The sequence below is a fragment of the Caulobacter sp. HMWF025 genome (assembly GCF_003060965.1).
Lineage (GTDB): Bacteria > Pseudomonadota > Alphaproteobacteria > Caulobacterales > Caulobacteraceae > Caulobacter.
The window spans coordinates 51,839-64,538 of sequence record NZ_QAII01000001.1 but is presented as its reverse complement, the minus strand read 5'-3'; the positions used below and the strand labels follow the sequence as shown (position 1 = coordinate 64,538).

The window sequence follows — 12,700 nt, the reverse complement described above, 5'->3', positions numbered from 1 at the left end:
CCACTCGACCAGCCGCCAGTTGACGATGGCCCCGACCGGGGCGCCGACCACGGGCAGCAGCTGGGCCAGCTTGGCGAGATCAATATGGTCGCGATACTGCTGCTGGAAGGCCCGCCAGTCGAAGGCCTCCAGGCTGGCCGGGCGTTCATGCCGCCGCACGTCCCAGTCGTCCATCGCCGCCAGCACCCGGGCGCGGTGGGCACTGTCGGAAAAGGCCAGCTCGAAGATGTGCAAGATATAGAGCCGCTCATCCAGGTCGGTGCCGTCATGGCCGAAGATGGCGGCGATCTCGAACAGCAGCTTGATTTTGAAGCTCATCAGCAGCGGAAAATCCGCCGCCGCCGCCAGAAAGCCCCCGGCCCCGGTGATCCCGCCCTCGACACTGGCGGTCTTCTTCCAGCCGTCGATGGCGGCCGCAGCCCTGGCGCGGCGCTCGTCCAGGGTCAGGCCGTGCAGCGGCGAGCCGGTGGCGAAATCGGCCCCGGTCAGAATACCCCGCGTCAGGCCCTCCATCGCCGTGGTGACGGCGGCATGGACCTTTTCAGGGATGATCCTGTTGATGCGCTGCTGGGCCTGCCGGGCCAGTCCGCCGAGCGGTCCGGCCGGCTTGGTCATCTGGGCGCGCCAGGCGGCGAGGTCGGGAGGGGGTGAGGTCATGGGATGGAGATAGTCCTTCTCCCCCTGCGGGAGAAGCTGGGGCGCAGGACTCGGTAGCCATCGACAGACGAGAGGTGGGCCACTCTTCCATCGTAACTGGCTAACAACAACGCGTAGGTTGCACAACGCGGTGGACGCGCTACGACTGGCACGCCCTTACTCCTGTTTCAGCGACCATTAGCAGTCGCGGCATTTTACGAGGCGTACATGTCTGACGGTTGGACCTACGATGAAACTGAGGAGTCGCCCGAAGATGAAGCATATGCCCCCCTTCAGTTCGAGATCATAAATTTTCCAGCAGACACGACTTTACGGGGTTATCTTGATCAACATAGATCAGGTCAACTTGTGGTGCCAAAATTTCAGCGTCAGTACGTATGGGACGTAAAAAAAGCTAGCAAACTTATTGAGTCCTTTTTGCTTGGACTGCCAGTTCCTGGAACTTTCCTATTTAGACCTAAAGGATTAACTGAGCATCATATTGTTGATGGTCAGCAAAGAATTATGTCTGCAATAAATTTTCAACTTGAAAGATTCGATTCAAATAAGATCTTTCGCCTTAGCGGAGTTCAAAAGCAATGGGAAGGAAAGACATTTTCAGAACTTTCAGAAGGCGAGAGATTTAAGTTAGAGCAATCAGTACTGCGGGCAACAATAATTCAACAACTTAGCCCCGACGATAATACGAGTATATATCAAATTTTTGAGAGGTTAAATACTGGCGGCGTAAATCTGAATCCAATGGAAATACGCCAATCGGTAAGCTTTGGGGAGTTTGTAGATTTACTAAAGGATTTGAACACAAACCCGAAATGGCGCGCCTTGATTGGCAGAAGGCAACCAGACAAAAGGCTGCGTGACGTTGAGCTAATACTGCGAATTCTGGCACTTCTTCAGTATCGCGATGCATACGACAAGCCTATGAAGGAATTTCTAAATAAATATATGGAATTTAAAAAGAGGAATAATAAAGATTATGAAACTCTAAGGAGTTCCTTTGAGCAATCTGTCGATCTGGCCTACAATCAACTGATATCGAAGCCATTTCATCTTCGCGGAAAACTAAACTACGGCCTACTCGACTCCGTAATGGTTGCCCTCATGACTAACGGCACCGTCTTAAATTTACAAGAAAAACTCATAACTCTCATATCCGACAAAGAATATAATAATGCAATCAGCTTTAATACGAGCGATGCGTCATTTATAAATATGCGCCTTCATAAGGCTATTGTGGCTCTTAAGTAGAAATGCGGCTTCTGCGAACAGCAATGGTTTTGGAAGTAGCAGAGCGGCACCTCCAAAACGAGGCCGCCAACAGCCCGGATTTTGCACTTGTTTCAAACTATCTCGCGCAAGTGGCAACCGTTACCTTTTATGCAGAAATGGAACAGCGGCTCCACGAGGTTGTTCGAAATAGGCTTATGGGTGCAGGAGATGAGAAACTGGCCTATTTCCTTGCGAAGCACAGAGAGGCTCTCGTAAAGCGAGTTAAAAAATCGGAGATTGCTGACACTGCTGCAATGTTTGGAGCCGACTGCAAAGATCAGTTTTCTAGCAATTTTTCAGATGCTGAGATAACAATTTACAATAACATTATCACCGATAGACATCAGAATGCTCACGGAAACGGAGGCGGCGTTACCATATCCGACGTGAAGTTGGCATTTCCAATAGCTGAGCGCATCTTGGATGCGCTCAGCAAGGCAATTGAATAGCCTCCATCCACACCTCCCCGCCCCTCATCCCCACCTTCCACCGTCCGCGCCGCTCGCCCTGACGCCGGTCCCGGCCTATATCGTCACCAGCCGTAAACCCCGCTGGACCCCTGCCCCTTGTCCCGTCAGTTCAGACTGCCGCTGATCAGCCCCCCGACCTTTGAGCGGGCGCACTTTGCCGTGTCGCCGACCAATGGCGAGGCGGTGGCGCGGCTGGACACCTGGCCGGACTGGGCTGAGGGGCGGCTGGCCCTGGTCGGGCCGGCGGGCACCGGCAAGACCCATCTGGCCCGCAGCTGGGCGCAGCAGGCGGACGCCGTGGTGGTCGAGGCCGCCGATCCGGACGCCGCGCCGCTGGACCTGCCGGCCCTGCGCGGCCGGGCCGTGCTGGTCGAGGACGCCGACCGCCGCGCGGAAGGCAGGGCGCTGGACGACGAGGCGCTGTTTCACCTGATCAACATGGCCGGGGTCGACGGCGGCTCGTTGCTGCTGACCGCGCGCCTGGCCCCGGTGGCCTGGGACAGCGCGGTGCCCGACCTCCGCTCGCGCCTCAACGCCCTGCCCGTGGCCCGCATCGAGGCCCCCGACGACATCGTGCTGGAGGCCGTGCTACGCCGGGCCTTCGCCGCCCGGGCCATCACCCCGGCCCATGACGTCTATCCCTATCTGCTGCGCCGCATCCCCCGCTCGGCCGCCGAGGCCATCGCCGTGGTCGAACTGCTGGACGAGGCGGCGGCGGCGCAAGGGCGACCGGTGAACCGGCTGCTGGCCGGTCAGGTGCTGGACCTGAGCGATCCGGAACTGGATTTCGAGGGAGAGTAAGGGGGAGGTCTGCTCCCTTTCCCGCGCCAAAGCCTTGTCATCCCGGAAGCCTCGCAGAGGCTGTCCGGGGCCCAGGGGCCGGCGCATGGCGGTTGCCCCTGGGTCCCGGCGCTCCGCGCTGCGCGCTCCAGCCGGGATGACACGGTTAGTTTGCAGGCAGCCCCCTTTGTCTTGCCCCTGTCATCTGGCGCGTTCACCATGACGGAACGAAGTTCGCCTAAGAGTCTCCGCATGCCCGACACCGCCGCCCTGACTCTCGCCACGCCCGCCACCCACGCCGCCGATGGGACGTGCCGCCTCGACAAGGCGCTGCTGGCCTCGCCCGAACGGTTCTTCAACCGCGAAACCTCGTGGCTGGCCTTCAATGAGCGGGTGCTGGAAGAGAGCGCCAATCCGCGCCATCCACTGCTGGAGCGCCTGCGGTTTCTGTCGATTTCGGCCAACAACCTCGACGAATTCTACATGGTGCGCGTCGCCGGCCTGAAGGGCCAGGTGCGCGAGGGCGTGCGGGTGGTCAGCCAGGACGGCCTGACCCCGGGCGAGCAACTGGCCCGGATCAATGCCTCGACCAGCAACCTGATGGCCGAGCAGCAGAAGATCTGGCGCGAGGTGCGGGCCGAGCTGTGGGCCGAGGGCCTGAAACTGCTCGACGCCAAGGACATCGAGGGCGAAGACAAGGTCAAGGCCGAGGACCTGTTCCTGACAAGGATGTTCCCGGTGCTGACGCCGCTGGCCATCGACCCGGCTCACCCGTTTCCGTTCATTCCGAACCTCGGCTTCTGCCTGGCCCTGAAGCTGCGCCGGATCTCCGACGACAAGCACATGTATGCGCTGGTGCCGGTGCCCAGCCAGGTGCAGCGGTTCTGGGAACTGTCCAGCGTGGTGACGCGCGGCAAGAAGCGCCAGCGCAAGATCGTGGCCCTGGAAAGCTTCATCATCCTGTTTTTGAACCACCTGTTCCCCGGCTACGAGGTGGAAGGCCGTGGCCTGTTCCGCCTGATCCGCGACAGCGATCTTGAGATCGAGGAAGAGGCCGAAGACCTGGTGCGCGAGTTCGAGGCGCGACTGAAGAAGCGTCGTCTGGGCCAGGTGGTGCGGGTGAAGATCCAGACCACCATGCCGCAGGACCTGCGCGACTTCATCGTCGAGGGCCTGCGCGCCGAGCCCGAGGACGTGGTGCTGGTCGACGGCAAGCTGGGTCTGGCCCAGATGAGCGAACTGATCCCGCCCGACCGTCCGGAACTCAAGTTCAAGCCCTATAATGCCCGCTTCCCCGAGCGGGTGCGCGACCACGGCGGCGACTGTTTCGCGGCGATCCGCGAAAAGGACATCCTGGTCCACCATCCCTTCGAGAGCTTCGACGTGGTGGTGCAGTTCCTGCGCCAGGCGGCGCGCGACCCCAATGTGGTGGCGATCAAGCAGACCCTCTATCGCACCAGCAAGGACAGCCCGATCGTGGCGGCCCTGATCGAGGCGGCCGACAACGGCAAGAACGTCACGGCCCTGGTCGAGATCAAGGCGCGCTTCGACGAAGAGAACAATCTGAAATGGGCCCGCGACCTGGAACGGGCCGGCGTGCACGTGGTCTTCGGCTTCGTGGACTGGAAGACCCACGCCAAGCTGTCGGTGGTGGTGCGGCGCGAGGGCGAGGCCCTGCGCACCTACTGCCACTTCGGCACCGGCAACTATCACCCGCAGACGGCCAAGGTTTACACCGACCTGTCGCTGTTTACCTGCGACGGTCCGCTGGGCCGGGACGGCGGCAAGCTGTTCAACTTCATCACCGGCTATGCCCAGCCGCACGGCCTGGAGAAGCTGTCGTTCAGCCCCGAGACGCTCAAGCCGGATCTGCTGCGCCTGATCGCGGTCGAGGCCGACAATGCCCGGGCGGGCAAGCCGGCGGCGATCTGGGCCAAGATGAACGCCGTGGTCGATCCCCAGATCATTGATGCCCTCTACAAGGCCAGCCAGGCCGGGGTCAGTATCGATCTCGTGGTGCGCGGCATCTGCTGCCTGCGTCCCGGCGTGCCGGGCCTGTCGGAGAACATCCGGGTCAAGAGCATCGTCGGCCGCTTCCTGGAGCATGCCCGGGTGGTCGCCTTCGCCAACGGGGCCGAAATGCCCAGCGCCCAGTCGCGGGTGTTCATAAGCTCGGCCGACTGGATGCCGCGCAACCTCGACCGCCGCGTCGAAAGCCTGGTGCCGGTCGAGAACCCGACCGTCCACCAGCAGGTGCTCAGCCAGATCATGGTCGCCAATCTCAATGACGAGGCCCAGAGCTGGAACCTCGACAGCGAGGGCCACTATGCCCGCGACCCGGCCTGGGACAAGAAGGGGGCCTTCTCGGCCCATGACTACTTCATGACCAATCCCAGCCTGTCGGGCCGGGGGCACAAGGTGAAAGACCTGCCGGCGGCCTTCGATCACGTCGGACCCCGCAAAGGCAAGGGTTGAGGCGTCTCGTCCTTCTGACGGTCCCGGCGGTCCTGATGCTGGCGGGCTGCGGTCCCGGACGGGCGGAACAGGCCCAGATCTGCGCCATCCTGGCCCAGCCCGGCGTGCCCGGCATCGACCGAATCGGCGACGGCGAAGCCCTGGCCCCGGTCGATCGCCAGTTGCAGGCGAAAGGCCGAATCTATGGTCCCGGCCTGCGCCTGGGACAGATCCGCTCGTGGGGATCCTGCCCGAACTATGCGCCGACCGTCGAGATGCTGCTGCTGGACGGCAATCACGCGGTCACCAAGGGCGGCGTACGGGCGAACGGCGCGCAGAAGACTTTCGGCACCTGCTTCTACGTAAGAACCGAAACCCGCTGGCGCTTGCTCGCTTGCCGGATTAATGGCGCGTCCTGACGTCCCGCGCGATTTTCGTCCGGTCCCGCTTTCCCCTGCGTCTCAATAGGCTAAACCAGACTCATGCCTTTTCCGGCGCCGCGCGACGCGGCCGTGATCGATATCGGCTCCAACTCGGTACGCCTCGTGGTGTACCGGCTGGAAGGCCGCGCCATCTGGACCGTCTTCAACGAGAAGGTGCTGGCCGGGCTGGGTCGTGACCTCGGGGCCCATGGCCGCCTGTCGCCCGAGGGCGTCCAGCAGACCCTGGCGGCCCTGAAGCGCTTCCGGGCCGTGCTGGAAGCCGTCGCGCCGGCCGAGACCTTCGTGGTCGCCACCGCCGCCGCCCGCGAGGCCAGCGACGGCCCGGCCTTTGTCGCCCGGGTCAAGGCCGAGACCGGCCTGACCGTCCGCGTCCTGAGCGGCGAGGAAGAAGCCCACTATGCCGCCCTCGGCGTTCTGGCCGGCGCGCCGGAGGCGACCGGCGTCGTCGGCGACCTGGGCGGGGCCAGCCTCGAACTGGTACGGCTGGAGACCACCGGGGCCGGCCTCGGCGTGACCCTGCCGCTCGGACCGTTCAGCCTGGGGCTGTCGGACGGCTTTGACGGCGAGCGCGTGCGCCGGCTGTGCGCCCAGCGCCTGGCCCCCGTCGCCAGCGCCTTCAAGACTGACAGCTTCCACGCCGTCGGCGGGGCCTGGCGCAACCTGGCCCTGCTGCACATGCGGCTGTCCGGCTATCCCCTGCACGTCGTACACCAGTACGAGATCAGCGCCGCCGAGGCCCTCGACGCCGCCCGGCTCGTCGCGCACCAGTCGAAGGCCTCGCTGGAACGGATCGAGGGGATGAGCAAGAAGCGCTCGGAGACCCTTCCCTATGCCGCCGTGGTCCTGGAATCCCTGATTGAGCAACTCGACCTCAAGCGGATCGAGATCTCGGCCTTCGGCGTTCGCGAAGGCCTGCTGTTCGAGGCCATGCCCCCGCGCGTTCGCGGCCTCGATCCGCTGATCGAGGGCTGTGCCTCGCTCGGGGCCCGACAGGGCGTCGCCGACGACCTGGGCCGCGGCCTTGAGGCCTGGCTGTCCGAAGCCTTTGCCACCCTGCCCCCGGTCTTCGACGGTCGCGACGCGGTCCTGGTCGCGGCCGCCTGCCGCCTGGCCGATCTCGGCGCACGGCTGCACCCGGACCACCGGGCCGACCTCGTTTTTGAACAGGTTCTGCGGGCCCCGATCGCCGGTCTGGGCCATGCCGAACGCGCCTTCCTGGCCACAGCGGTCTATGCCCGGCATTCAACGGCCTTCAATCCCCCGGAACTTGAGGTCGTCGAACGTCTGCTGAACCCGGCCCGCCTCCGGCGCGCCCGCGCCCTGGGCGCGACCATCCGCCTGGGCTGTGACCTCTCGGGTCGCAGCGCGCCCCTGCTGGCCCGGTCGCGGCTGTCGCTGGACAAGGCCCACCTGAGCCTGACGGCCGAGGCCGGCTATGCTGACCTGTTGCTGGGAGAGCAGACCAGCAAGCGCGCCAGTACCGTGGCCCAGCTTCTCGGCCTGAAGCTTAAAATCAACTGACGAGCCAAGTCCTCGCAGGTCAAAACATGTTTAACACAGCATAAATCTACCCATTTCGGGCAAATTTTCCAACTGAACAGCAATAACCTTTCCCGAAAAGCACGGTTTGTTAGCCCTACCCGCCTACCTTACGTGAAAACACATAAGGAGGTCAGTGATGCTGAAGCGTAAAGTGGATTACCTCGACGCTATTGCGCCGGCTCCGGAAAAGGCCGCTGGAAAGCCTGGTCCTCAGCTTCGCCTCGTCAGTCAGGACGATGCCCCGGTCGAAAGCGCCGCCCGCAGCCTGCAGTCTGAAATCGCCCGCGTCTTTGCCCAGGAGAATACCTGGTCGGTGCGCCGGACGGTCGCCATCGGCGTCGCCTTCCATGTCGCCGTCTTCTGCGCCCTCGGCCTGGCCGCCAGCGGTGCGATGACCCAACTGCACTAGACGATTGAAGCCCTTCCCTCAGCGAGGGAAGGGGTAAGCCTCAGCCCTGGCCGTACAGGGCCTCGTAGAGCCTGGCCGCATTGACCGGCTTTTCGACGCAGGCCGTCATGCCCGCCGCATGGCAGGCCGCAATATCCTCCGGCGCGCTGCTGCCGCTGACGGCGATGACCGGCGTGGCTGCATTGAGCCCGCCCCGACGCAGGCGGCGCGTCGCTTCAAGCCCGTCCACACCCGGCATCCTTACATCCATCAGAATGGCGTCGAAGACCCGCACGTCGGCCGCCGCCAGCGCCGTTTCGGCATCCTCGGCGGTCTCAACCTCGGCCCCCATCGCCTCGAGCATGTAGCGCAGGGTGCGCCGGTTGATGTCGTGGTCATCAACCACCAGCACCTGCAGGGCGCTGGCCAGACGCTGCCCGTCCGGAATCTGGTCGGTTTCAGGCGCAGGAGCCCGCCCCTCCGGAGCCGGCAGGACCAGCATGAACCGGGCCCCGCCGCCGGCATCCTGGGCCGCGCGAAGATCACCGCCCATCAGTCGGGCCAGGTCGCGGCTGATCGCCAGGCCCAGCCCCGTCCCGCCGAAGGTGCGGGCGGTGTCCTCGGCCAGTTGCTCGTAGGGGCTGAACAGGCGGTCCACCTGATCGGCCGTGAGCCCCCGCCCGGTATCGACGACGTCGATCAGAACCTCGCGTGCAGACGCTGCGCCCTCAAGGCGGATGGCCAGCACCACGCCGCCCTGGTGGGTGAACTTGATCGCATTGGACAGCAGGTTGTTGAGGATCTGACGCAGGCGCATCGGGTCACCCCGCACCCACTGTGGCAGCGCCCTGCCCCCCTTGAGATCCAGCCGGATGCCCTTGGCCCGCGCTTCGCCGCGCCACAGCAGAACCGTATCGCGAACAACCAGCCTGAGGTCGTAGTCGACCTGCTCGACCCCCATGCGTCCGGCCTCGATCTTCGAGAAGTCGAGAAGGTCGTTGAGCAGGGTCTTCATCATCACGCCGGAATCGGCAATCAGGCTTGTCGCGGCGCGGTCCGCTCCGATCTGGCGCTCCAGCATGGCAGCGCCATTCAGCAGGGCGTTCATCGGCGTCCGCAGCTCATGGCTGACCATCGCCACAAAGGCGGACTTGGCGGCCGTCTGGGCTTCGGCCGCCAGCCGCGCCGAGCGCTCTGCCTCCATCGCCCGCCGCGACCAGTTGAAGACCACCAGCAGGACCAGGACCAGCAACCCGACCCCGATCAGGTAGTAGGGCGTCACAGGATCGTGGCCTGCGCCCCCGACCAGCGGCACGATGAACATGTAGACGAGGTGGGGAAAGACCGCAGACAGGAAAGCGGTGAAACAGCCCTCGGCCCCCATCAGGGCCGTGAAGATCGAACCGGAGATCAGCAGGACCGCCGCCCCCGCTGCCGCCGGCGTGCCCAGTTGCCACAGCGGGATGGCGACCCAGCCGAAAACGGTCGCCATCGCCAGGTCTGTAAAGAGATTGAAGCCGATCACCCTGACGGGCCGGGCCTGGGTCAGGAAGGCCTTCAGCGCCTGCTGTTCCGCCAATTGCACGACCGAATAGGCCGCTGCCCAGCCGATCAGGAACTGGTAGCCCGGCCGCCAGGCCATGGTGGCGCACAGCACCAGAATGACAAACACACGCAGCGGGATTTGATGGCGACGGGAAATCGCGGCCGGCCGATAGGCCACTGCGAGCTCATCCCAAAACCGCGCCACACCAGCTCTCCCTAAACGACCGGACCGGTCCTATAGGTTATGTTCGAGCTTTACCACACGGCGGGGGAGCAGCCGACAACTTTTACGCGATCCCGACGCGCAACTACTCCGCAGGCTTCGGCGCACGCCGCACTTCAACCACGCGCACCCTCGATCCGTCGAGCACCAGCGCCAGCTCACCGCGCTTGATCTTCAGGGCGTCAGCTCCGAACGCATCGCGTCGCCAGCCGACCAAAGCCGGTGTGCTGGCATTGTCGTCGGCCGCGATCTTTTCCAGATCCGACACGGTGGCGATCAGCTTGGAGGCCACACCCGCTTCTTCGGCCCGGGCCTTCAGCAGCACCTTGAGCAGCTCGACCACGGCCCCGGCATTGGCCGGTGGCGGCGGACCGGGCTTGTCGAGCACCGGAGCATAGCCTTCAGGATCAGCCAGAGCGGCCTTGATGGCGGCCAGCAGATCCGGACCGAACTTGCTGCCGCCAAAGCCCTTGGGCACGCCGCGCAGGGTGTTGAGGCCCTCCAGCGAGGTGGGGGCCTGGGTGGCCAGTTCGTCGATCGCCTCGTCTTTCAGGATCCGCCCGCGCGGCTGGTCCCGTTGCTGGGCCGTGCGCTCGCGCCAGGCCGCCACCGACTTGAAGACGGCAAGGTATTTCGGAGCCGTCTTGCGCGGCCGCAGGCGGCGCCAGGCCTTTTCAGGATCGACGTCATAGGCCGCCGGATCGCAGAGCGCCTTCATCTCTTCCTCGACCCAGGCCAGTCGGCCGGCGTTTTCGAGACGATCGCGCAAGGTCGGGAACAGCGAGGCCAGATGGGTCACATCGGCCAGGGCATAGGTGAGCTGGGCTTCGGACAGCGGCCGACGCGCCCAGTCTGTGAAGCGGCTGGACTTGTCCAGCTCGATCTTCAGCATCTGTCGGACCAGGGCGTCATAGGCGATCTGTTCGCCGAAACCGGCCGCCATGCCCGCCACCTGGGTGTCGAACAGCGGACGCGGCATGGCCCCGAGATTGTTGAAGATCTCGACGTCCTGACGGGCGGCGTGGAAAACCTTCAGCACGCTCTCGTCGCGCATCAGGTCCAGCAGCGGTGCGAGGTCGATGCCCTCCGCCAGCGGGTCGATCACGGCCTCGATATTCGGGGCACCGACCTGGATCAGGCAGAGCTTGGGCCAGTACGTCGTCTCGCGCATGAACTCAGTGTCCACGGCGACGAAGGGCTGGCCCTGCAACGCATTACAAAACGCCGCCAGCTCGGCGGTAGTGGTGATCGGCTTCATCGGCTGCTAATAGCCTCGCGCACCCCCGAGTCTGCAAGCGTCAAGCAGGCCCGGGCCGTATTTTTCCGCGCGTCGAGGCGTTCCAAGCGCTTCCCGCAGACCCGAGCGAACCAATGAGCGATCAGCAAGGCGGCCTTACCTATGCCCAGTCGGGCGTGGACATTGATGCGGGCAACGCCCTGGTCGAGGCGATCAAGCCCCTGGCCAAGGCGACCCGTCGTCCCGGTGCCGATGGCAGCCTCGGCGGCTTCGGCGCCCTGTTCGACCTGAAGGCGGCCGGTTACGACGACCCGCTGCTGGTCTCCACCACCGACGGCGTCGGGACCAAGCTGCGCATCGCCATCGATGCCGGGATGCACGCCACGGTGGGGATCGACCTGGTGGCCATGTGCGTCAACGACCTGCTGGCCCAGGGCGCAGAGCCCCTGCTTTTCCTCGACTATTTCGCCACCGGCAAGCTGGACATCGAGACGGCCAAGAGCGTCGTCGCCGGCATTGCCGAAGGCTGCAAGCTGGCCGGCGCGGCCTTGGTCGGCGGCGAGACCGCCGAAATGCCCGGCATGTACAGCGACGGCGAATATGACCTTGCCGGCTTCTCGGTCGGCGCGGTCGAGCGTGACGGTGTCCTGCCCAGGCTGGACCGCCAGCGGGCCGGCGACATGATCATCGGCATCGGCTCCTCGGGCCCGCACTCCAACGGCTATTCGCTGGTGCGCCGCGTGGTCGAGCGTTCGGGGCTGGCCTGGGACGCCCCCTGCCCGTTCGAGCCCGGCAAGACCCTCGCCGAGGCCCTGATGGCCCCGACCCGCATCTATGTGAAGTCGATCCTGCCCCTGCTGCAGTCGGGCCGGGTCAAGGGCGGCGCGCACATCACCGGGGGGGGCCTGATCGAGAACCCGCCGCGCTGCATCGCCAAGGGCCTTGTGCCCGAGTTCGACTGGAACGCGTGGCCGCTGCCGCCGGTCTTTGCCTGGCTGCAGGAGGTCGGCGGGATCGCCGATCACGAGCTGCGCCGGACCTTCAACTGCGGCGTCGGCTTCATCCTGGTGGTCGCCGCCTCGGACGCCGAACCCGTGCTGGCCGCCCTGCTCAATGCCGGCGAGGACGCGTTCATCTGCGGCCAGCTGGTTGCCGGCTAAATGCGGTCGAGGACCAAGGTCGCCGTCCTGATCTCCGGCAGGGGCTCCAACATGGACGCCCTGGTCCGGGCGGCCGCCGCCGCTGACTGCCCGTTCGAGATCGCCCTCGTCCTGGCCAACAAGCCGGACGCCGGCGGGCTGGCCAGCGCCACTGCGGCCGGGATCGAGGCGCTTTGCGTCGACCAGAAGCCGTACGGCAGGGACCGCGAGGCCCACGAGCGGGCCATTGACGCGGCCCTGCGCACGCGCGGGATCGAGGTCATTGCCCTGGCCGGCTACATGCGGATCCTCACCCCCTTCCTGGTCGATGCCTGGGCAGGCCGGATGCTGAACATCCATCCGTCCCTGCTGCCGGCCTATCCGGGCCTGGACACTCACGCTCGCGCCATCGCCGCCGGTGAAGCCGAAGCCGGCTGTACGGTGCATCTGGTCACGGCCGGGGTCGATGAGGGTCCGATCCTCGGCCAGGCCCGCGTGCCGGTTTTGGCCGGCGACGACGAGCATGCGCTGTCCCGGCGGGTGCTTGAACAGG

The 12,700-nt window shown here is 64.7% G+C and carries 12 protein-coding genes; 9 read left to right on the top strand and 3 right to left on the bottom strand.

The genetic code is table 11. The annotated features are described in order from the left end of the window. Positions 1-657 (bottom strand): EcsC family protein (locus tag DBR10_RS00280; protein ID WP_108556068.1); only part of this gene is annotated, 657 nt, incomplete at its 3' end. A gap of 207 nt (positions 658-864) precedes the next feature. Between DBR10_RS00280 and DBR10_RS00275 the strand changes: the two genes are divergently transcribed. From DBR10_RS00275 to DBR10_RS00245, 7 genes are all read left to right on the top strand, one after another. Then, positions 865-1,905 (top strand): GmrSD restriction endonuclease domain-containing protein, encoded by a 1,041-nt coding sequence (locus DBR10_RS00275; RefSeq protein ID WP_108504293.1) that lies wholly within the window; start codon positions 865-867, stop codon positions 1,903-1,905. 2 nt (positions 1,906-1,907) lie between these two features. Beyond that, positions 1,908-2,375: a HEPN domain-containing protein gene (locus tag DBR10_RS18815; RefSeq protein ID WP_146184093.1), complete on the top strand. Its 468-nt coding sequence runs from the start codon at positions 1,908-1,910 to the stop codon at positions 2,373-2,375. A 117-nt stretch (positions 2,376-2,492) separates the two neighbouring features. Continuing rightward, positions 2,493-3,197, top strand: a complete 705-nt coding sequence (hdaA, locus tag DBR10_RS00270; RefSeq protein ID WP_108556067.1) for a DnaA regulatory inactivator HdaA — start codon at positions 2,493-2,495, stop codon at positions 3,195-3,197. 231 nt (positions 3,198-3,428) lie between these two features. Continuing rightward, positions 3,429-5,651, top strand: a complete 2,223-nt coding sequence (locus tag DBR10_RS00260; protein WP_108505344.1) for an RNA degradosome polyphosphate kinase — start codon at positions 3,429-3,431, stop codon at positions 5,649-5,651. Then, positions 5,648-6,049, top strand: a complete 402-nt coding sequence (locus tag DBR10_RS00255) for a hypothetical protein (RefSeq protein WP_108505343.1) — start codon at positions 5,648-5,650, stop codon at positions 6,047-6,049. Before DBR10_RS00260 ends, DBR10_RS00255 begins: the two co-directional genes overlap by 4 nt. Before the next feature lie 63 nt (positions 6,050-6,112). Further along, the gene (locus tag DBR10_RS00250) at positions 6,113-7,594 is read left to right on the top strand and encodes a Ppx/GppA phosphatase family protein (RefSeq protein ID WP_108505342.1); all 1,482 of its coding nucleotides are present in this window, start codon (positions 6,113-6,115) and stop codon (positions 7,592-7,594) included. Positions 7,595-7,751: 157 nt separating this feature from the next. Then, positions 7,752-8,024, top strand: a complete 273-nt coding sequence (locus tag DBR10_RS00245) for a hypothetical protein (RefSeq protein ID WP_177486122.1) — start codon at positions 7,752-7,754, stop codon at positions 8,022-8,024. A gap of 40 nt (positions 8,025-8,064) precedes the next feature. On the opposite strand, the gene DBR10_RS00240 is transcribed toward DBR10_RS00245, so the two are convergent. After that, a complete protein-coding gene (locus DBR10_RS00240; protein ID WP_233243122.1) occupies positions 8,065-9,726 on the bottom strand; it encodes an ATP-binding protein in 1,662 nt (553 codons plus the stop codon). 130 nt (positions 9,727-9,856) lie between these two features. Continuing rightward, a complete protein-coding gene (gene rnd, locus DBR10_RS00235; protein ID WP_108504043.1) occupies positions 9,857-11,029 on the bottom strand; it encodes a ribonuclease D in 1,173 nt (390 codons plus the stop codon). Positions 11,030-11,142: 113 nt separating this feature from the next. Here rnd and purM point away from each other — a divergent pair, with 113 nt between their 5' ends. Both purM and purN read left to right on the top strand, forming a co-directional pair. Continuing rightward, positions 11,143-12,168 carry a phosphoribosylformylglycinamidine cyclo-ligase gene (gene purM / locus DBR10_RS00230; protein ID WP_108504042.1) on the top strand — a complete coding sequence of 342 codons (1,026 nt, stop codon included), beginning with the start codon at positions 11,143-11,145 and terminating at the stop codon, positions 12,166-12,168. Then, positions 12,169-12,700, top strand: a 532-nt coding sequence (gene purN, locus DBR10_RS00225; protein WP_233243119.1) for a phosphoribosylglycinamide formyltransferase, incomplete at its 3' end; no start/stop codon positions are given.